General features: G+C 50.2%; 16 protein-coding genes. 3 read left to right on the forward strand and 13 right to left on the reverse strand.

The features are described from left to right. Positions 1 to 267 precede the first annotated feature (267 nt). The 3 genes from BM123_RS00855 to BM123_RS00865 are packed head-to-tail and all read right to left on the reverse strand — an operon-like array spanning position 268 to position 6125. Positions 268 to 1476: a Pycsar system effector family protein gene (locus BM123_RS00855; RefSeq protein WP_090164909.1), complete on the reverse strand. Its 1209-nt coding sequence runs from the start codon at positions 1474 to 1476 to the stop codon at positions 268 to 270. Next, positions 1469 to 2410: an SdiA-regulated domain-containing protein gene (locus tag BM123_RS00860; RefSeq protein WP_175489209.1), complete on the reverse strand. Its 942-nt coding sequence runs from the start codon at positions 2408 to 2410 to the stop codon at positions 1469 to 1471. Before BM123_RS00860 ends, BM123_RS00855 begins: the two co-directional genes overlap by 8 nt. Positions 2411 to 2423: 13 nt before the next feature. Next, positions 2424 to 6125 (reverse strand): BamA/TamA family outer membrane protein, encoded by a 3702-nt coding sequence (locus BM123_RS00865; RefSeq protein WP_139211709.1) that lies wholly within the window; start codon positions 6123 to 6125, stop codon positions 2424 to 2426. A gap of 266 nt (positions 6126 to 6391) precedes the next feature. Here BM123_RS00865 and BM123_RS00870 point away from each other — a divergent pair, with 266 nt between their 5' ends. Together BM123_RS00870 and BM123_RS00875 are read left to right on the forward strand one after the other, a co-directional pair. Continuing rightward, on the forward strand, positions 6392 to 7498 hold the full coding sequence (locus BM123_RS00870; protein ID WP_090164912.1) for a DUF2891 domain-containing protein: 1107 nt from the start codon (positions 6392 to 6394) through the stop codon (positions 7496 to 7498). Between the two features lie 193 nt (positions 7499 to 7691). Beyond that, positions 7692 to 8513: an SDR family oxidoreductase gene (locus BM123_RS00875; protein ID WP_090164913.1), complete on the forward strand. Its 822-nt coding sequence runs from the start codon at positions 7692 to 7694 to the stop codon at positions 8511 to 8513. Positions 8514 to 8528: 15 nt separating this feature from the next. Here BM123_RS00875 and BM123_RS00880 read toward each other — a convergent pair whose 3' ends face one another. From BM123_RS00880 to BM123_RS00890, 3 genes are all read right to left on the reverse strand, one after another. Next, on the reverse strand, positions 8529 to 9158 hold the full coding sequence (locus tag BM123_RS00880; protein ID WP_090164914.1) for an SDR family oxidoreductase: 630 nt from the start codon (positions 9156 to 9158) through the stop codon (positions 8529 to 8531). Positions 9159 to 9627: 469 nt separating this feature from the next. After that, complete coding sequence (locus BM123_RS00885) at positions 9628 to 10758, reverse strand: thioredoxin fold domain-containing protein (RefSeq protein ID WP_139211710.1); 1131 nt, start codon at positions 10756 to 10758, stop codon at positions 9628 to 9630. Between the two features lie 181 nt (positions 10759 to 10939). After that, positions 10940 to 12652: a DEAD/DEAH box helicase gene (locus BM123_RS00890; RefSeq protein ID WP_090164916.1), complete on the reverse strand. Its 1713-nt coding sequence runs from the start codon at positions 12650 to 12652 to the stop codon at positions 10940 to 10942. 477 nt (positions 12653 to 13129) lie between these two features. Here BM123_RS00890 and recR point away from each other — a divergent pair, with 477 nt between their 5' ends. After that, a complete protein-coding gene (gene recR / locus BM123_RS00895; protein ID WP_090164917.1) occupies positions 13130 to 13729 on the forward strand; it encodes a recombination mediator RecR in 600 nt (199 codons plus the stop codon). Between the two features lie 10 nt (positions 13730 to 13739). On the opposite strand, the gene BM123_RS00900 is transcribed toward recR, so the two are convergent. From BM123_RS00900 to BM123_RS00930, 7 genes are all read right to left on the reverse strand, one after another. After that, positions 13740 to 14387, reverse strand: a complete 648-nt coding sequence (locus BM123_RS00900) for a response regulator transcription factor (protein ID WP_090164918.1) — start codon at positions 14385 to 14387, stop codon at positions 13740 to 13742. Positions 14388 to 14400: 13 nt separating this feature from the next. Further along, positions 14401 to 15195, reverse strand: a complete 795-nt coding sequence (locus BM123_RS00905) for a sensor histidine kinase (protein ID WP_090164919.1) — start codon at positions 15193 to 15195, stop codon at positions 14401 to 14403. Continuing rightward, positions 15182 to 15898: a hypothetical protein gene (locus tag BM123_RS00910; protein WP_090164920.1), complete on the reverse strand. Its 717-nt coding sequence runs from the start codon at positions 15896 to 15898 to the stop codon at positions 15182 to 15184. The genes BM123_RS00905 and BM123_RS00910 overlap by 14 nt, the downstream gene beginning before the upstream one ends. Then, positions 15891 to 16679: a hypothetical protein gene (locus BM123_RS00915; RefSeq protein ID WP_090164921.1), complete on the reverse strand. Its 789-nt coding sequence runs from the start codon at positions 16677 to 16679 to the stop codon at positions 15891 to 15893. The genes BM123_RS00910 and BM123_RS00915 overlap by 8 nt, the downstream gene beginning before the upstream one ends. Positions 16680 to 17053: 374 nt before the next feature. Then, the gene (locus BM123_RS00920; protein WP_139211711.1) at positions 17054 to 18091 is read right to left on the reverse strand and encodes an OmpA family protein; all 1038 of its coding nucleotides are present in this window, start codon (positions 18089 to 18091) and stop codon (positions 17054 to 17056) included. 138 nt (positions 18092 to 18229) lie between these two features. Next, positions 18230 to 18991 (reverse strand): hypothetical protein, encoded by a 762-nt coding sequence (locus BM123_RS00925; protein WP_090164923.1) that lies wholly within the window; start codon positions 18989 to 18991, stop codon positions 18230 to 18232. A gap of 85 nt (positions 18992 to 19076) precedes the next feature. After that, positions 19077 to 20411 carry a RagB/SusD family nutrient uptake outer membrane protein gene (locus BM123_RS00930; protein WP_090164924.1) on the reverse strand — a complete coding sequence of 445 codons (1335 nt, stop codon included), beginning with the start codon at positions 20409 to 20411 and terminating at the stop codon, positions 19077 to 19079. Positions 20412 to 20461: the final 50 nt, after the last annotated feature.

Below are 20461 nucleotides of genomic sequence, written 5' to 3' on the forward strand. Positions count from 1 at the left end.
ATAGTCACTTCTGCTCCTTGTTTACTTATTTTCAATTGCAAAAGCTTAGCGCTTTGAGAAGTAGATAAACTGCTCTCATAATAGCTCCCCATTGCACCTGCGGAAGCGCCCAAGTGTGTTCCATATGATTGTTTGGCAGTAGAGACCGGAAGAGCTACCGTGTAAAAGAAGGCAGGCTATCTGAGTCAACTGAATGAGCGAAGCAAGCATCCCAATCGCGGCAGCTACTATTTTGACTCTCTGACTGTTTGACTATTTGCATAAAACCTACAGCACATTCAGCAAATAAACCAGCAGGAAGCTTAGCACCGCCAGTGCCAGCCCGCCTACGAATACATTGTAGCTTATCGTCAGCAACAAGTACTTTTTGTGCATTACCGCTCCGAGATCATAAAGATCTCTGGCGAGATCATCATACAGAGCGTCCTGGTCCATTTTCATGGTGGCCATGTAGTCGATAAATTCTTCCTTTTCCAGTTTAAGGAAGTTACCGAAATACAAGAGACTTGCCTCTTTGCTTCGGATCAGTTTGTCCTTTTTGATCCGATACTCCGTCACACTGGGCCTGGCCGAGAACACCGCGAAAACGACCGCAGTCAGAGAACTGAGCAGCAAACTGATGATCGGGATCAGGAACTCGGGATTTTCGTAAAAGGTTTCTTCAAAAAAGCTAAGACTCGCACCTGACACCGTAATAACGATAGACAGAATGATGGTGTTAATCGAGATCATCATGTTCGCTTTACCATCAGCGATCCGGCTAAGATTGATGTGATTTCTAAAGGCGGTCCGATACATGGTGTCAATGCCACGACCGAAGTTTTTACCTGTTTTTAGTTTTACCTCTTTCTCCCCGATTTTATAGTTTGATTGCTGCTGGTTACTAACGTTTTCCCGGCGGCGATCATCAAATTCTTCTTTTCCTGCGGTGGAGAGATAGTTGAAATTCAGCAGGAACTGCTGCATTTCCTCACCAAATTTCATCGGGTCACCTTCTTTTCCCTTTACGGCATCCCTTTCCAGTTGAAGCAGATCGGAGCGGCGGTCATAGCGTTTACGGCCTAACCAGCTCCAGGCAGCATCGTGGAGCAAGCGGACGGGAAGGGAGTCTTTTTCCCGGGCATTATAGGCTGCAGGGATCCAGCTTAAAACTTCCTGATGGTCGTTCACCAGGGCAACATCTTGCTCCTTTGCCCATTTTTCCAACTCTTTTGCGGAGCGATCAGCAACGTTCTTAGGGCCACCAACATAACCAAGGGGGTAGAAATAGCCTGCGATGGTAAGCAAGTCTGTTTCATCCTCACTCAAGCCGGAAGCCTTAGCCAGACTTTGGGCTTTGTCAGCTACTTCTTCGGCGTAGGCAAAATTATGAAAGAGGAATTTAGGCGCCAGGCCTTCATTAAAGCGCTGCTTTACGTAAGCCGCAGCAGATGAAATAACCTCACTATTTTTTGCCTGATCCTTGTCCTTACTCATCCGTCCGGTTTTTTGTTGGTCCCCCGTCCTTTCGGGTAAAGCTAGCAATTACTGCCTTACCTCCCCGACCTTCGCTACTAATGTAGAGATTTCCCTGCTTATCAAAGCAAATGCCCTCTGGTTGTTTGAAGGTCTTTTCTTTCAGTAATTCTATTTGCTTGATCTCACTTTCCCGGTTAATGACCACCATGATATTGCCAACCGACGCAATGACGTATACGTTTTTTGTCAGTGGATCAACGGCAACCCCACTGGGCTTCAGATGAAAAGGCTTTTGTTTGCCGTAAACGATTTCACCTACGGCATATTCATCAATGTAATAGCTGGGTTGAGGCAACAATTCTTCTTTCTTCAGGTCGTAGCTGTAGATGCCATGCCGGTAAGGCTCCGCCTCTGCCGGATTAAGCTCTTGTTCCTTGGGGACGATGAGCAAGTCTCCCGTTTCAGTATCATAGCAAATACCCTCTGTGTCGTTTCGGTAACTAAAGGCAGTCTCGAGTTTTTTGGCTTCGTATTCCTTTACTCCCTTTTCGTATTTCAATTCATGGATATCTCCATCCCGTTCCAGCACGTAGATATTGTTACCGTTTCTGGCAACACCTTCATAGTCCCGGTCTTTACCAAACTTGAACTCATCTGTGATCTCCCCGGTTCTGCTATTGACGACGAACAGCTTTCCATCTTCATCCTGAACACTGAGCAACTCTCCTTCCTTCATCCAGGGGGTAAGCCCACTGATTTCCACCAGATCTTCCGGCAGTTTCGTAACTAAAGGTCGGTCAAAGTTGAACGGGAAGCTATACTCTTTATCTACCTGATAGTGTTCAAGCTCTGGTGCTTGTGTATAGGTCACCAGGCCATAGCCTCCGGCAACAAGAACTACCACTCCGAGAATAATACCAGAGAGTAAATTGGGTTTATTTAGCAATGACATACGTAGCCTTTGTTTAGAACGGGAATCCGGCAGCGAAAGCAATGCGGGCATCGTCGCTATCCGTAAAGTAAGTCAGACTAAGGATAGTAGCGCCCAGCGGAGCTATCCACACACCACCGCCATAACCGACATGCCAGGTGTCGCTGTCCTCTCCTTCCAGCCATACCCGGCCATAATCCATACCGAGGATGAAACCGCCAAGTGTAGGCGCTTCTCCCTTGCCAAAACTGAAGCCCATAAAGCGCAGGTCAATGTTATGGTAGAACATAGTATTTCCACGGTATCGATCTGCACGGGCGGCGCGGTAGTTCGTCCGGCCGCCCATGGCGGCTAGCTGATAATACTCCGGTGTCCCCTCGTTATGTTCAAAACCAACCCGGGTGGCCAGGTTGATGGCTTTCGTGATCATACGGTAAACGCTTATTTGTCCACCAACACGAAAAGTGGAAAGGTCTTCTGACTTCAGGTTCCAGCTTTGCTGTGCGTACAAGTCGTATTTGAGACCATTATCCGCCATCAGCGGGATCGCCAGGTTGTTGAAAGATAAATGTGCCAGCAGACCACCAAAGGGCTGTTTATCAAATACCCGGGCGGGGATGTTCTGGTCTGCATCACGAATCAGGGCGAAATCGGGTGTATCCTCATCCAGTTCGTAAGAATGGTAGAACGGACCGATGGAAAACGAGGTCCGGTCCCGCTTACCCCGGAAACGGATCAGCGGATAAATGGCTACCTCCTGCCGACGGGCCCGGTTGTACTCCAGTTCTTCGTCTTCTCCCACTCCGGGTATTTCATCTTCTTCTGGCTGACCGGGAGCGTCGTTACCTAGGCCAAAGAAGTTAGCTACGTAGCCCGGGCTGAAATAATGTGCTTCCGTTACCAGATCGATCCTGCGGCCCAGGAGGTGGTTTAACTCTCCGGTGTACCTGAACTGATAAAATTCGTTCGTACTGTAGCTCCCCAGCAGGGAGTGGCGGGCAGCGTAAGGGTCAGGCTTAAAGCCCTGAATGGTCTTTGTAAATCCAGCCCCAAGGAAGAAGCCATCATCAACGTTAAAGCCCAGAGCAGGAATTGGCACCGTGTGATCCGGATAATACTCCTCAAAGTCGTATTGATTCAGTTCCGGATGTTTATTACTACGACGGTCCTTAATTTTTCCTTCGTTGCCCTTGAAATCCATTCCGGTTTTTTCGTCATATGCTCTGGCCTGAAGGTTGCCGTTGGCTTCAACTTCATCCCCGTCCGTACCGCCAATGAGCCGGAGCTTTATGGGACTTCTTTCTCCGTCAAGCACAAAGCGGTCATCCCCGTCGAGGCCATAAATAACCACTTCTCTGGTTTCGCCTTTATGGAACACCCGGTCGTAATACTTTTCGTCGGCCTTACCTTTTTTTGAGGCATCAAATACCTTAACGTGGAGATCGCCGTTGGCCAGGCCCGTTGCCTTGACCACGTCGTCTTTTTCGGTAGCCAATACATTTACTTTTTCGGCCAGCACCTCGTAGTAGTCTCCCGCAAAATCCTCCAGCTGAGTAAGTCTTTCTTTCAGCTTTTCTCCAATCTTTTCCTGCTCGAGGCTGTAAGGGCGGACCTCTTTAGGGAAGCGTTGCATCGCCTCATCGATCAAGTCGTCCGTGATGGTCGACTGAATAGTGCGGGCCTCCGCCAGCATCTGCTCGCGGGTAAGCTGATTGAGGAAGACCCGGTCATTCCATTTACCGTTCAGGGCCCGCCAGCGGGCCTTATTGAGTTTACCGGTGAAGGGCCGCAACTTACGTGCTTCGGGCACGAAAATGCGCGCCGCACCAATGAGTGCGCCATCGAAGTTGGCATACACCTGATCCCGGTCACGCCCCACGGCTACGTAGCGCGTCCGGCCATCCTCCTCCTCGAAGGCGGCCCAGCGCCACTGATCACGGTGGCGATCCCAGTCCCCGATCCAAAGATCAAACAGTCGGGCCCGGGCGTAATTAGGCTGGTCAGCATAAGACTTCCAGCTACTGGTAATTTCCTCGCGAGTAGAAGAGTTACCGATGATGTTTTTACTCCCTCCGAAAAAACGAGTACCACTCCAGTCTTCATCCGGCCGTTGCTCCAGCCAATACATCTCACCACCGAAGTTGGTGTTGAACTGTCCTAAGGCTGGTTGCTTCGGGATGTAGTATAAGTAAGGGTCAGCCCCCAACAGGCCAAGCTTTTGCTGCATGGGAGGCAGCGTAAGTGGCGCAAAGGGGTGAATGGCCGTAAACTGATCCTTCGTCAGGTCTGCAGCAAAGGACTTCTCCAGCAGACTGGGTAGCAATTGTGCCGGGTTCTTACGGACGGATCTTACCTGGTACAGATGTCCGTCTCCTCCCTGAGTATGCAAACTCATGGTGGTTTGGCCACCGCCCCGACGATAAGGCTTAAGGCCGCCAAAGATGGTGTCTATCTTCAGCACGGGTACCTCTACCTGCGTAAAGTACAGCGGGCGGTAATGCTTACCGAAAGTCTTGGTGTAAAATCCGCTTTTATCCACTGCTTCTGTTCCATAGATGGCAGACTTCACAATCCGTTCATTCACCATTTCGGTTGGGGCTTCTTCAATACCCTCGTCCTGGCTTACGTGACGGTCCTCAATGATCCGCCGATAGAAAACTCTTTCTTCTTCACCCTCTTCATTGACCGTATAAAAACCATTATAAACCTCACCGCTGTCATAGAAATCAAGGCGACTGTAGCCAACTTCTCCGTAGATAAAGTTGGCATCGTTTCCCGGCCTTGCAGGCCCTCTGACACTACCCGTTCCAGCCGTAATTTTTATGTACTCTCCCTCATGGGCAAGCATCATATTGTGTTCATGAGCACCGACAAAAATGACGTTTATCTCATCATCAATACCTGCTTTCACTTTATTAATAAACTGCTGATACTGGAGGTTGTGGACATCGTCCGGTCCACCGCCTACACTTTGAACACCGCGGATGATTGAACCGATAATGGGTAATGGAATATAGGCACCGGGAATCACGTCCGCCAGGGGAAATAAATGCTGGCTGGCACTGTATTTACCACCCCGGTTACCGTTACTCTGCAGCGGGTGGTGCATCATTACGATTTTGACCTGATCGCGGTAGCCTTTGATCTCATCCGCCAGGGCGAATAGCATGGCGTCACGGTTGCGGTAATCACAACCTTCACTGACCTCTTCATCGCGGCTCCAGTCGGCCATATACCAGGCAGTATTGATGCCGATGAGGCCCACTTTGTCGAAAATTTCGGTGTCATCAGGTCCGGAACAAGCATTGTTGGGCATGAACTTAACCTTCTTATCAATGTGGTCTTCGAAGTAGTCTTCCAGTCGGTTTAACCGACTGAATTTGGAGGCTTTGCCTAATTCGTTTTCGCCGGGGGTAAAAAATACTTTACCGGGTACCTGCCCCAACATTTTGCCGATAGCGTCCAGGTGCGCTTTCTCGGCTTCTCCGTTTTTACGCAGACCATCAGGGCCGGTAATGTCACCAAGCAACAGCAAAGAGCTATTCTTTTTACCCGGAGGCATAGCCCGCACTATGGCATCAAGAGTAGTAAGCCCGCGAGCATAATTATGGCCAAGATCACCAACCATAAAGGTCGAATACTCTAAGGCTCCGGAAGGAGGTGTTTCGGCAGTGAAACCTTCTAATTCAGCTTCGTGTAGTTTATAGTCTGCACAGTGTGTAAGTAGAAGAAGCAAAGCCGATAAAAACAATAATCGGGATGGGTAGAGTGTACGCTTCAAGTCAATTGATGGTTAATGTCACAGTATAACCTGATAAGTAGTCCGTAAGTTCGTAAAACACATTCTGGCCATCCGGCCTGCTTTGTGTGGGCGCAGACGCAGGTGCAAGGGAGGTTATCGGACGGCAAAAAGAGGCCCTGGGCTTAGCTGAAAGCAAACGTACAATTCAGAACGTCGTTTTGCACGAACAGTGATTCGGGAGACATCATTACCTTAGAGCCATGCGCCCACTATTACTTCTCGTCCTTTCATTGCTCCTTTACGCTTGCTCCGCACCTGCGGCCGCGCCTGAGGAAGACAGCCCCACGCCCATGAGCTCTCCTGCCCCGACCTTAACCCTGGCTGATGCTAATAAGCTGGCGGAATTGCCCCTGGCCTGTATTCAACACGAATATCCCAATAAGCTTGGGCAAACCATTGGCGGTCCCAATGATCTGAGAGAGCCCTCCGCACTCCACCCCGCCTTTTACGGCTGCTTTGACTGGCACAGTGCGGTTCACGGCCATTGGTCTTTGGTGGCCCTGCTGCGCGATTTCCCTGACCTGGCCCGCGCCGCTGACGCCCGCCGCATGCTCACCGAAAACCTCAGCGCCGCCAACATTGCCGCAGAAGTAGCCTATTTCAACGGCCCCCAAAACAAGAGCTACGAACGCACCTACGGCTGGGCCTGGCTGCTGAAGCTGGACGAAGAACTCGCTGCCTGGGACGATCCTCTGGCGCGTGAGCTACACGCTAATCTGCAACCACTTACCCAACTGATTGTGGACCGTTATCTGGCTTTCCTGCCAAAACTGAATTATGCGATCCGAACCGGAGAACATCCCAATACGGCTTTTGGGCTCACCTTCGCGCGGGACTATGCCGTCGCCGCTAACCAGCAGGAGTTATTGGCACTCATCGATGAAACCGCCCGCCGCTTTTACCTGAAGGATCAGAATTGCCCCATCAGCTGGGAGCCCGGTGGGTTTGATTTCCTGAGCCCCTGCCTGGAAGAAGTCAACATCATGCGCCGGGTATTGCCCGCCGAAGAATTCCATCCCTGGCTGGCCGGCTTTCTGCCGGGTCTGGACCAGGCATCTTACACCCTCGCCGTCGGGGAGGTCTCTGACCGGACGGACGGCAAACTGGTCCACCTCGACGGGCTTAACTTTAGCCGTGGCTGGGTGCTCTACGGTCTTGCCAGCCAATATCCTGACCAATACGGCCATCTGAAAAACCTCGCTAATCTGCACGTGAATTATTCCCTGCCTAACCTCGTCGGAGACGACTATGAAGGCGGGCACTGGTTGGGGAGTTTCGGGATTTATGCGTTGAAGGAAGTCAAGTAGTCAGAGAGTCAAGCAGTCAAAGTATAGCCACCGCATTCTGAAGGAGGGGAAGTGGTTCCGGGGAACGAGAACCTGGTAGTTGTGAAACCCGTACTTTGTCTAATTCATGTTTTGGGGCATTGGCATCACCGGATGTCCCCACGCACTACCCCATACAAACCATTAATTCAATCATCTTCTATTCCTGATTATTATGTATCAAAAACCAAATAAGCGGCTGCTGGGCCAAACCTGTATAGTTACCGGTGCCAGCTCCGGAATCGGCGCAGCCGTAGCCCAGGCAATCGGACAGGAAGGAGCCAACGTAGTGATAAACTACCATACCCACGAAGACACGGCTAATGAAGTGGCAGAAAAGATCCGTTCCTTCCACCCTGACGCTAAGGCAATGATCTTTAAGGCCGATGTAAGTAAGGAATCGGATGTAGAAGCTATGTTTGAGGCTACCATCAAAACTTTTGGGACGGTAGATATCCTGGTAGCTAACGCTGGTCTGCAACAAGATGCAGCTACTCACGAGATGACCCTGGACCAATGGCAGAAGGTGATCGACATTAACCTCACGGGGCAGTTTCTCTGCGCACGCTCCGCCATTCGGGAGTTTCTCCGGCGCGGACCGCGCCCTGAGGTCTCTTGTGCTCTTGGAAAGATTATTCATATGAGCAGTGTCCACGAGATTATTCCGTGGGGAGGACACGTAAACTACGCAGCATCAAAGGGTGGCATAAACATGCTGATGCAATCACTCGCACAAGAATATGGCCCCCAGAAAGTCAGGGTCAACAGCATTGGCCCGGGTGCTATCAAAACACCGATAAACCTTTCTGCCCGGGATAGCCCGGAGAAAAGAGCAAAACTGATGGAGGTCATTCCCTATAAACGCATCGGTGTTCCATCGGATATCGGATCCGTTGCTGCCTGGTTAGCCTCTGATGAATCTGACTACATCACCGGAACTACAATCTTTGTTGATGGCGGGATGACGTGTTACCCTGGCTTTTCGGAGAATGGCTGACCGGCATCAGGAAGATTAAACAACTTCTCTTATGGGAACATCACCTTTCAGGATTTCAAAAGTCTGGTTTGTCCTTACTCCCTCATCCAGTGCAGCAACTAAGGTTTTGGCCACGTCAGTTCTTGAAATGTTCCCGTCTCCATCAAGCTTCTCACCTAATTTAATTTTTCCGGTACCATCTTCATTGGTCAGCGATCCAGGTCGGACGATGACGTAGTTTAGATTACTTGCCCGGAGGTATTCATCGGCCTTATGCTTTGCCTCTAAGTAGTCTTCCAGTTCTCCTCCCTGGGCGGGGTTGTCAGCGCCCATTGAGCTCAGCATAATAAACTTTTCAACTCCGGCCTCCTTTGCTGCATCAGTCAGGTGCTTAGCTCCTTCCTGATCAACTTCTACGACCTTTTTCCCTCCGGAACCGGCCGCAAAAATAACCTTTTTGACGCCTGTTACTGCCTGACTCAGGTTGCCCGTCAGGTCTGCCAGGACCGTTTCGATATTCTCATTCTCGAACCGCTCTTTTTGTTCTTCTTTCCGAATCATGGCCACCGGCTCGTAAGTACCGGACTGTTTAAGCACATCGATAATAATTCGACCGGTGGTGCCGTTTGCACCGGCTACTAATACTTTTGATTTTACGTTATTCATTATGACTTTTTTATAGATTTCTAACTTTGTCTGAAATGAGACAACTTACTCCTTCTCCGGAGCGTGACCGTTAGCGTTCCGCCAGCGTATGTGGACAATTGGATAGCATTTACAGTAATACCGTTGCCACAATAGCCAGCGATAAAGCCATATCCCACTTTGCTTCAGGTAAAGATTCAATCACTTTAACTTCGGCTCATTTATCTCAGTCTAACTAACTTCCATAATTGTATAGCAGGTCCATTGTCCACAATGTTCGCTCCTATCATTAGAAACAAGCGGTCGCCATTTCCTCAAAAAACAAATTGGCTCCTCCATTTCCGATTGCGAGACAAGTGATAGCCTTGCCCTTCTTTAATTACCCAATGCCCATACCTCACCAGCAAATATGACCTGCTGAAGGTGCCGCGGCCGTAATCGCCCTTCCAACTCTAAACTTAACAAAACCGGTAGCATTCTGACAGAGAAGCTATTCGAAAAGCATTGTTTCCACCTCTGTATCATACCCACCAATAACCCGTTCCACACGCCCTACCCCGTCGATCAATACAAAGGTTGGAAAGCCCGCTACTCTAAAGTTATCGTTCATCAGGCTTTCCTTACCGAAACTGGTAAACGGAAATTCCTTTTGCTTCAGGTAAGTCCGCAATTTGGTAGCATTGTCCACCGGACTACTATAAAAGAGGTTAATCCCCTTTTTAACCGCAAATGACTTTTTCTTCATCTCGCGCATCGCCAATGCACAACCACTGCAGCCGATGAAACCAAACATTACGACTGTCTTTTGTGCCGACTCTCCGTAAATCAATTTCTCTTCGCCCTCGATGCTGGTGTAATCTGCCCGGTAAAGTTGAGCTCCCGGGCGGATGAGGCCGGAATTCCGCTCTTTCTTGTCCTCAGCCCGGTTAACTTCCCGGTAGGCCAGTGATCCCGGTCGGTCAGAAGCCCCAAAGGCATGTTGATCATCTGAGAAGACATAATCGCTAAAAAAATAATCGATCAGTTGACTTGTGTCCCGCCCGACATGGGAAACAATCTGGATACGGTCTACCACCTTCTGCTTCGGGTCCAGATAATACACCCAGGAAGACACCTGACTTTTCGCCGGTGCTTCAGTTGAAACGAAGTAAGCATACTGGTTTTTACCCCCGATGATGGTGTCCACCGAGCGATCTATTGCTGCCACTTCAGGTAAGGCTTTAGGATCCGCACGAAAACACAGTTTGCTCGTAAAGTAGTCAGTTCTGGTGGCTATTTCAGTGGCGGATACCCGGACGACCTTTCGTTTGACGTGATCAATTTTCAACTCATCCTGCCCATCATAGAGTAGGTCCGTATTCCCTCCTGTCACATGGTAACCAAAGCCCTGCTGACTCTCCGGCAACCAGGAGTAGGTAACCTCCATGGATTCTTCGTAAGTGGAGGAAGCAAAGCGATTGTCCCAGAAAGACCTAAAGCGGTATTGGTGGGTGGGAGTGGTCAGCATCTTGCTGCGGGTTTCTTCTAATACGGAAAGTGCATCAGAATCGCCGCCAGTGACATTGGGGGCTTCGCAGGTCGTCAACAACAAAAGCGTTATGCCGAGAAGTGTATATTTCATTTGTAATAATTGGAGGGGGCTAAGCTAGTGTAGTACCACCAAAGTATTCAGTATTAAATACAAGAACGCTCCATGGCCGTTAAACGGTCATGGAGCGTCTGGGCAGCGACTAATTTAAGCTGTTCACCTTCCCGGGAACTTGCTGCCAACACTAATTACTGAGCATGAGGAATTAATTCCCCTACCCTTGTCCACGGTGCTTCTTTTTTGCCCGTGGCTTGAAGTTACCCGCCTTGAAGTGCTTCTTCTTTTTGCCGCTGCCACCTTTCCAGGGGGCAGAGACTTTAGTGCCGCCCTCAAAGAAACGCACATTAAGGTCAACGCCTTTATCTTCAGCACCTTCGAAAGCAGCGACTACTTTTTTGGCTTCCCGGGCATCTACGCCCACGTAGGTCATGTTATTCTGAATATCGATCTTACCGAAGGCAATCTTCTTACCTGGCAGGCGACGATTCATCATGCCGATGATCTGGGGAACGGTGTACCCGTGCTTACGGCCAACGGCCATGGCAAGAGTTGTGTATTCTTTTCCGCCTTTGTCTGGGCGACTGTCTCTCCGATCCTTGGAGTTGTCATTCTGTACCTGCTTCTGGCCACTGAGCTGACTACTAAGCGCACCAAGACCATAGCCCAGAATTTTCTGGATCAGTTCTTCGCGTTCCATTCCTTCGAAGGTCTCGATTACCTCAGGGAGGAAAGCGGCAACCTTATCGTCCAGTTTAGCTTCCTTTACCTTGTTGGCGAAGCGGAGGGCCCGGAGGCGGTAGACTTCGTCCTGACTCGGGACGTCCTGCAGCTTGAATTCAATCTTCGAGTACTTCTCGATGGCCCGAATATGACGTACTTCGCGGCCGGTAACGATGCTCATGGCACTACCGGCTTTGCCGGCGCGGCCGGTACGGCCGCTGCGGTGAACGTAGACCTCGGGTGCATCCGGCAGGTTGTAGTTGATGACGTGCGTCAGGTCCTGAACGTCAAGGCCACGGGCGGCCACATCAGTAGCCACGAGGATGTTGATCCGGCGGCGGCGGAAACGATTCATTACGTCATCACGCTGAGCCTGGCTCATATCGCCGTGCAGGGCATCGGCGGCGTGGCCGGCAAAGCGTAGATCTTCGCTGACACCGTTTACCTCGCGGCGGGTACGACAGAAAACTACGGCGTAGAGGTCCGGGTCAAGCTCGATCAGCAGGCGCAGTAGCGCAAAGCGATCTGAGCCCCGGACTTTAAAGTATTGATGCTCGATGTTGGAGTTACCCGCATCAGAATGCCCGACGCTGATTTCGGCGGGGTCCGTCATGTAGGTCTGAGAGATCCGCTTTGCCTCCTTTGGCATGGTAGCACTGAAAAGCAGGGTTTGCTTTTCGTCCGGTGTTGCCGCCAGAATAGCATTAAGTTCCTCCTGAAAGCCCATGTTGAGCATTTCGTCCGCTTCGTCAAGGACAACCCGCTTGAGGTTCTCCATCTTGAGCTTCTTACGGTTAATGAGGTCGAGTGTACGCCCTGGCGTACCCACCACGATCTGAGCGCCGGCCCGGATGTCTTTGATTTGGTGAGTAATCGGCGAGCCGCCGTATACTGCCACCACCTTTACTCCTTTGCGGAAACGGCTGAAGGTGCCGAGGTCCTTGGCAATCTGCAGGCAAAGCTCGCGTGTGGGGCAAAGAATAAGGGCCTGTACTGATTTGTCTTCTTCGTCAATTCCATCCACTACGGGCAGGCCAAAACCAGCCGTCTTTCCGGTTCCGGTACGAGCCAGTGCGACGAGGTCGCGGTCGGAGTCCAAAATGAGGGGAATAGCTTGTGCCTGTACGGGTGTGGGCTTGGTGAAGCCAAGCTCGGCTACGGCACGTTTGACATCATCGCGCAATGCGCTGTCCTGAAAGGTTTCCATCTTACCTGAGGGGTATTATCGGGCAAGATGGTTTACTACAAACGGTACCAAAGCATAAGGTACCTGACCATGTAAACCGGGTGATGCCCTGTTTGAGGGTGCAAAGGTAGGCATTTTTAAATTGGGAGGCTAAGGTGCCATTACAACCGGCAGGGCAAACGCATCAAACTTCGTTTGCTACGTTTTTGATTGGCGATTGGCGATTCTCGATATTTGATTCTTGATTTGCTACCGCAAGTGACAGCTCACTACGTTCGATCACAACAAAAATCAACTATTGAATTACAGTTTTAGATTTGATGCGTTTGCCCTGTTACAACCGGTGTATTACCGTAATCAAAAACTGATTCCCCTTGCTCTTCCCACCTCCCATTGCACCTGCGGTTAGCGACAAATGATCTTTCAACGCCACCAAACGTTTACTTTTCTAAGAGACGCCCTACCTTCACCTGGCTACTAACTGAATATTTTTACTGCATGCAATTCTCCTCCAAGCTCATCGAAGAAGCCGTAAATGCTTTTGCTGGTCTGCCCGGCATTGGTAAAAAGACCGCCCTTCGGCTGGTACTCCACCTGGTGCAGCAGCCCAAGGAAGACAGCATCTATTTTGCCCGGGCCATCGCCGATATGCGGGAAGGCATCCAGCACTGCATTACTTGTGGTAATCTTAGTGATCAACATGTCTGTAGCATCTGCCGGGATGAACGCCGGGATCAGTCACTGATCTGTGTTGTTGAATCCATCCGGGACGTGATGGCCATCGAAGACACCCAGCAATACCGTGGGCTGTATCACGTGCTGGGGGGCATCATTGCCCCGATGGAAGGCGTGGGCCCTACGGACCTGAACATCGACACGCTGGTAGGTCGGGCCAAGCACCCCGACGTTCAGGAGATCATTATGGCCATCAGCCCTACCATTGAAGGAGAGACCACCATCTTTTACATCAGCAAAATGCTCGATGAGCTCGATGTAACGGTAAGCAAAATTGCCCGTGGTGTTTCTTTTGGCGGAGAACTCGAGTATGCCGATGAGGTTACCCTGGGCAGGAGCCTGGTGGCCCGAACTTCATTATAAGGCTATCTAATCAGACCAATCCATTTTGAACGGCATACATTACCAGGCCAACGATATTTCGTGAGCCGGTTTTTTCCTGAAGACTGCGGCGGTGACCTTCTACAGTCCGGTAACTGATAAAAAGCTTTTCGGCAATCTCCTTGCTGGTAAACTCCTTGCATATCAGTTGCAAAACTTCCATTTCGCGGTCACTAATCCTGGGTTTGATGAGGTTATCGGAATTCATTTTATTACGGCTTTTTTTCAACAAAGCTTTAGAAACATAGTCCCGGAAAAAGATCCCCTCTGCGGCAACTCTTTCTACGGCTTCACAAACAACATCAGGGTCCTCATCTTTGAGCAAGAACCCATTGGCGCCAAGCTCCATTAAATGACTGATTAACCGGTCACTGTCGTGCATTGTGAGCATTATCACCCGGATATTATCGTGGGTCGATCGAAGTCTTTCAAGTGTTTCAATACCATCCATTTCCGGCATTTCAACGTCCAGAATAACGACGTCTACCGGCTCAAAAGCCAGTCTTTCAAAAAACTGCTTTCCGTTTTTGGCTTCAAAGACCACCTCAAAATCAGACCGGTCCGCAAGAATCATTTTCATGCCTCCACGAAAAAGTTTTTGATCATCAACTAAGGCAATACGTACGGGTACATTTTCCATAAATTCTCCATTTTTAATTAGCGTTATTCAAAGAAATATTCACTTCAAGTCCATCGCCCGGAGCCGACTTCCAATCTAAACTACCGCCCACCAGGGTGATACGGCTTTCAATATTTTTCAGCCCAAGCCCACCACTCTTTACGGTCAGGGGGTCAAAACCTTTCCCATCATCCCGATAGCGGAATTTAAACAGGTCTCCCTGCCAGGAATTCACTACTTCAATCTCACTGGCTTTGGCATGCTTCAGAGTATTATTTACCAACTCCTGCAACACCCGGTAAAGCGCAATTTCCTGTTTATCTTCTAAGCGGCGCTGATTGCTCCCTCCGCTGTATATCATTTTCATTCCTCCACTCTTCCCTACCCTTTCGCAAAGGTCCTCGGCGGCAGCCTGGTAACCGAACTTCTCCAGTACGGGGGGCAATAAATCATGGGTAATCCTTCGGGTATTTTGAATTATTTCGTCCAGAATGCTCAGAGATTCCGCTCGGATACTGGCACTTTTCTCCGGGCTGCTGTCCGGTTTCAGTTGTCGCAGATATAAGCGGGTAGCGGAGAGCAAACTTCCAATATCATCGTGCAGGTCCCGGGCAATGCGCCGGCGTTCCGTCTCCTGCACCTCCACTGCTGCGGTTAATAGTTGCTTTTGGTGCGCTTGTTCCTCTGCGAGCCTGATTCGTTGTTGCTCAAAAATTCTCCGTTGGTACACGATAAAAAAGACCACCAGCGCAACGCTTAGCAGCAGCATACCAACAATGCCGGCCAACAATATATTTACGCTTTCAGCGCTGATTTCATTCGTTTCCATGAGGTGTTTTTTTAGATACAGGTATAGGCAGAACCACTTTAGGGTGGCACACAAATGCAATGGTGAAAAATATATTCAGACAAAAACCAAGAATTACACTAATCTTGTAAATTGAAAAAGACAGGCTATAATCCTTCAACAGATAATTCATGGTGAGCCAAAGCAAAAAGTTACCGGAGAAATAGATCAAAACCCCCGAGTTTATCCAGAAAACAGGCTCTTTTTCCAGGCGCTCCAGTTCCAACGTCGTCATTAGTCGTAAAAAATAGCCAATAGCTAAAGACATCATTAAAAAAGCATACAAACCAAGACTTAAGCCGGGAAAGTGAAACAGGCCGTCTCCAAAGCTGGCGTTCCAGATTGAAAAAAGCACAAACAATGCAATAAGCCATATGTCTACTCTTCTGCTGAAAGTATCCCGCAGGAATTTCTGGTAAATAAAAACGAAAAGGATAAAAAGTGCCGGGGTAAAAAAATGATAATACGGGGCGTTTGAACGAGGTTCAAATTGATCGATTGCCCATCTCATTTGAGAGAAATACTCGAAAATTATTGCGGCGACACAATAGAAAAACAGCTTCCTTTGAATGGAGGTATGCCGGGAAAAAGCAAACAGCCCCGCCACTACGGGCAGAATCATTGTCCACTCGTAAAGTGCTTCAAACCGAAATCCCCAAAATTTAGAGTCCAGAAAATCAATCATCGGGAGATCCTGGTGGGATTGGTGCGCCAAAATCATAAAAACTGTCCCCATCGCCATCTAACAGCCCGGTTGCGTTGGCGAATACTTCCGGTGCACTATTGGCTCGTTGCGGGCCGGCCACATCAATTACCGGACGGAAGCTGAAAGGATGCCTGGCAACGGCCAGTCCTCTGCCCAGGTGAATATACAGGCCCTTCGCAGAGGCATCCGGTGTACCCAGATCAGCAGCTATGGCCTTACTTTCAGCGTTGGAAAACTGGTAGGCCTTTACCCGTCGGTCGAGATCATGGCTAACAGATTCAAAGGGAAGAGCAAGGTCTTCCGTGAAGGTTTCCATCCAACTGTGGACGAAAAGGTAGGCCGAAGCAGCCGAAATAGCCTCCGCACCATTGTTGGTCGATTCATCTCTCCCCTGACTAAACTTACCATTGGAATCCCACTCTAATGGGAAGCAGTTTTTGTGCCAGTCCTTTTTACCGTAGAGGGCCTGGATGAATAGCTGAAAGGCTGGTTTTTTAGGCACCTTAGCGGGAAAATCATTATGCAGCAGGCCCAGATGAACGATGAAACGAAGCTCATCCGAGCCCGCCTTGATGGTAGATTGAAAGGCCTTCAGCGCATCCTTATTCATCTTGAAGGTCACCAGGCGTTCGCATTGTTCCTGCTCCGTATCGTAGCCCTGAAAGAGACCGGGAATGTCTTCTGTGCGGCAGCGTTGCCAGTTTTCAGCGTATTCTGCCATCCTGGCATCGGATACAGGTCCTTTGTTTTTCTTTTTCATTATGAGCAGGTATTTTCCAGGTAGTGTTGTGTTCTTAGGTCTTCAAGTTACGCTTAAAGTTTATGAGGCGCAACAAGTACTTTCCCGGGGGTAAGGACGAGTTTCCCTACGTAAATTCCATAAAACATGGAGAACAGTAGGTAGAAACACCTATTGAATCAGGGATAACTACTGTTTCGAGTTTTGAATAAAAGTACGTGGGGCCACTGTGCTGCCGCTCACCCAAATGGGTGAAAACAACGAAAAGATGCCTTGGGGAGACCTCAATTTCCCTGACAAGCATTCTAAAAGGAAGGGGCCGCAGCGCGCAGGTGCAAAGGGAAAACGAAGGGGCAATGTCCGGGAACACCCGGCCCTGACGGGCCGACGGCTGACTAGTCAATCACCCCACTGCTCAGCACCCGGATCTCCACCCGGCGGTTAGCCCGCATTTCATTTTCGCCTCTGGCCTTGGGGTAAATCATCTCAAAATTCGAATAGCCCCGGCAGCTGATTCTGGAAGCAGGAATGCCAAAGTGCAGCAGGTAATCATGCACCAGCTTTGCCCGGCCTTCCGCCAGGCGGAATTGCCAGCTGCCAGGCCCTTGCTTATCTCCCGGACTGTTGACGTGGCCCGCCAGTTCAATCCGGATTTCGGGGCTGGTACGCATAAACTGCAACAGACGCGGTAAGACCGGCAGGGACTCCTTGAGCAGGTCCCGCCGGTTACCAACGAAGTATAAATCAGGAACACTGATTTTTGAGCCAACGGCAGCGGTCTCCAGCCGGGTAACCAGTGCCGTGTCCGTAGCGGAAGCCGCTTCCAGTGTTAGTGTGTGGCTGCTAAAAAAATGGTTGCGGGCGTAAACGTCTAACCGAATGGCTTCGTCCAGTGGTAAAAACAGGGTGTATTCTCCTTCGTCGTTAGATCTGGCAGTGTCCTGTAAATAGCGCCCGTGTGCAATTACGCCGCCGGCCAGCGGATTGCCCGCTTCATCCGTGATCCTGCCGCGAAATCGGGCATAACGTTTAGGCAGCCCTGAGCGAAGTAGTACGCGGCGGTTACGCCACTCCCGATCGGTCGTTTTAATTATGGGGCGTTTTTCACCAAAATGGCGGATCTCAACGGCATCAGCGGGCCAGCCAGCGGCTAAGGCGGCGGCCAGGGTGTTTTGGCTTCTGCGTTCAGCAAGTGCATCATTGAGGGCATCAGAGCCTACGGCATCGGTATGCCCTTCCAGGTAAAGCTCCAGCTCTCCGGGCCGATCTGCAGCAAGGGAGGCTACGGCAGCAGCGGATTGTTCGGTTAGCTCGTCAGAGCCAAAGTCAAAATAAATGGTATCCGTTCGATGTATCTCTACACTGTCCACATAGCCGGTAATCTGAGCCACCAGGCTCATAGTGAAGAAAAAAGTCAGTAGTAGGGTAAACACTTGTTGCACGATACAGGGATTGCTGCCTTAAGATAAGGCTCCCAGCAGAAGAGATAGTGTGGGTGGGCAGAAATTTAATTTCACTGCCTCCCATTGCTCTTATCACCACCCTTCATTGCACCTGCGACAGCGCCGCCCCTACAGACCGTCAGCAAAAGCAAGAATCTTTTGCAGATCCTCAACGTCTCCGGGATTCAGCTTGTGGCTTTTAATGAAGCCCATCACTTCGTTAGAGAAACCAAGATCTTTGGTCAAAGCCTTGGCTTTAAAGGAAGTTTGCTTCCACTTTCCGTCTACGAAAACATAGAGAAAGTCTTTGGGGGCAAAGCGGGTGGCGACGGGACCGGCATCATAAGTCTTGTTCTCAAAAGTGAATACTTTACGATGAATAGCGGCCCGGATATTATCGCCACTAAACAGTAAAACAGAATAGTGCCCCGGATAGTCTGGCAGTAAGCCATAAACCAGTGTCTTCGTTCCTTTTTGCCCTTCGTCAAACTCTATTCTGGGGAAGTAGTCTGGCCGAAACTCTATCCAATTATTCCCGTTTCGGTACTCTACCCTTCCGGAGTATGCATTGTAGTTGAGGTGGCTGAGCGGAAAGGTGGCCATGGAAAGATTGCGGAGAACGCCGTGGCCAAAATCTTTGTGCAGGTAAGGATCTCCGGCAAATGTGCTGTAGCGCTCCACCGCCAGAGAAACGATGGCTCTTTGCAGAAACTCCACCTTATCCATCTCCTCCAGTTCAGAAACATCAGCTGTGTTGCCGGCCATCAAGAAAGTGCCGCTGGCGTCTTGCTCTTCGATCTCGAGACGGAGTTGATCCAGGAGACTTATGTTACTGTACTGGGCGAATAACGGGCAGGAAAACAACAGAAGAGAAACGATTAGGAATTTCATTATTAATTTGATTCAGGTGAAATAAATAAGCCTCGCACCAAGCAGTATGGTACGAGGCTTAAATTACAGAAAAACGCTACGGATTCTAGCAGTTGCAGCAGGCATTCTGCTCTAATGCCGTGTTCGTGTCAATGTTACTCTGGGGCAGAGGCCAAACATTGTCACAGGCTTCGTATCCGGCAGGTCCGAATACCTCTACGGCTTTTCCCGTACGGCGAAGATCCCAGAGGCGATGTCCACCTTCCATAGCCAGTTCGACGTAGCGTTCCTGAAGGATCAGGTCCAGGAAGTTATCAGCCGTAAGGGTAACATCATCCAGTCCGGCGCGGCTACGCACCTGGTTGATCCAATCGCTGGCCTCATCGAAGTTTCCGGCGCGGGCTTCGGTTTCCGCCAGTACGAGTACCATTTCCGCTGCGCGGAAGAGGTAAAGAGGATCGTCCTGGCTACCGGAACCGGCTGCGAAGTTGTCATACTTGATACCATAGTTAGCTCCGGCATCATCGGTTGCGACGGAGAGGTCTTTGCGAAGGTCTCCGTCTTCGTAGGCAGCTACCAGATCCGCACTTGGAGCGATAGAATAGCGGCCGTTCAGGGCCGCCGGGCCAAAGAAGAAAGCGTTGCTGTTACCATCCGTGGAACTGAATTCGAGGTAGAACAGTTCATCTTCCAGGTAAGCTTCTGAAGTCAGGTCGTAATCAGCACCAATTGCTGCGGTTGCAAAGGTATTGGCGTCCGGGTAACGCCCCTGAATGAGCGCAACCCGTGCCAGCAAAGCATTTGCTGCGGCAGGTGACATACCAAGCGAGAGATCGTTAAGATTCGCTGCGGCGAAGGTTGCATCCTCGATGATCTGATCGTAAACATCGCTGGCAGAGCTTTTGGGTACGTTAAGCTCCTCGCCCACACCAACGGTTGGTGTCAGGATCAGTGGAACATCGCTCCAACCCTGAACCAGTTGGAAGTAAGCAATAGCGCGACCAAAGCGGGCTTCGGCAAGGTAGTTGTTACGGGTAGCATCATCCAGCGAAGCATCTTCTACGGTAGGAAGTACGGCCAGCAGGTTATTAGCGGAGTTAATAACGGCGTAGTAGTCAGCCCATACGCTAGCCATAGTACCGTTGGATGGCAGAACATTGTAGTTGTCAAACTGAGCCCGGGTTGGGAAGGTCCCCGTCCAGTCACAGTCATCACTGTAGTACAGAGGCAGCGAGAGGAAACCGTCGAAAGCGAGATCGGCCGTCTGGAGCCCGTCATAGACTCCGGTACGGGCTGCTGCAGCGCCCTGAGCGTTAGTGATGGCCAGTTCCAGCGGAACGGCATCAATTGGAGTGATGGCTTCAAGGCCAAAAGAATCACAAGCGGTGAAGGTTGCGGCAAAGGCCAGCAACGCTGCTCCGCGATATAGTTGCTTAAACATGTTTTATTTGTATTTATTGCTAATAAAAAACGGTTGGCGGGGCAGTGCTT

This window comes from Neolewinella agarilytica (assembly GCF_900110645.1).
GTDB classification, from domain to species: Bacteria; Bacteroidota; Bacteroidia; order Chitinophagales; family Saprospiraceae; genus Neolewinella; species Neolewinella agarilytica.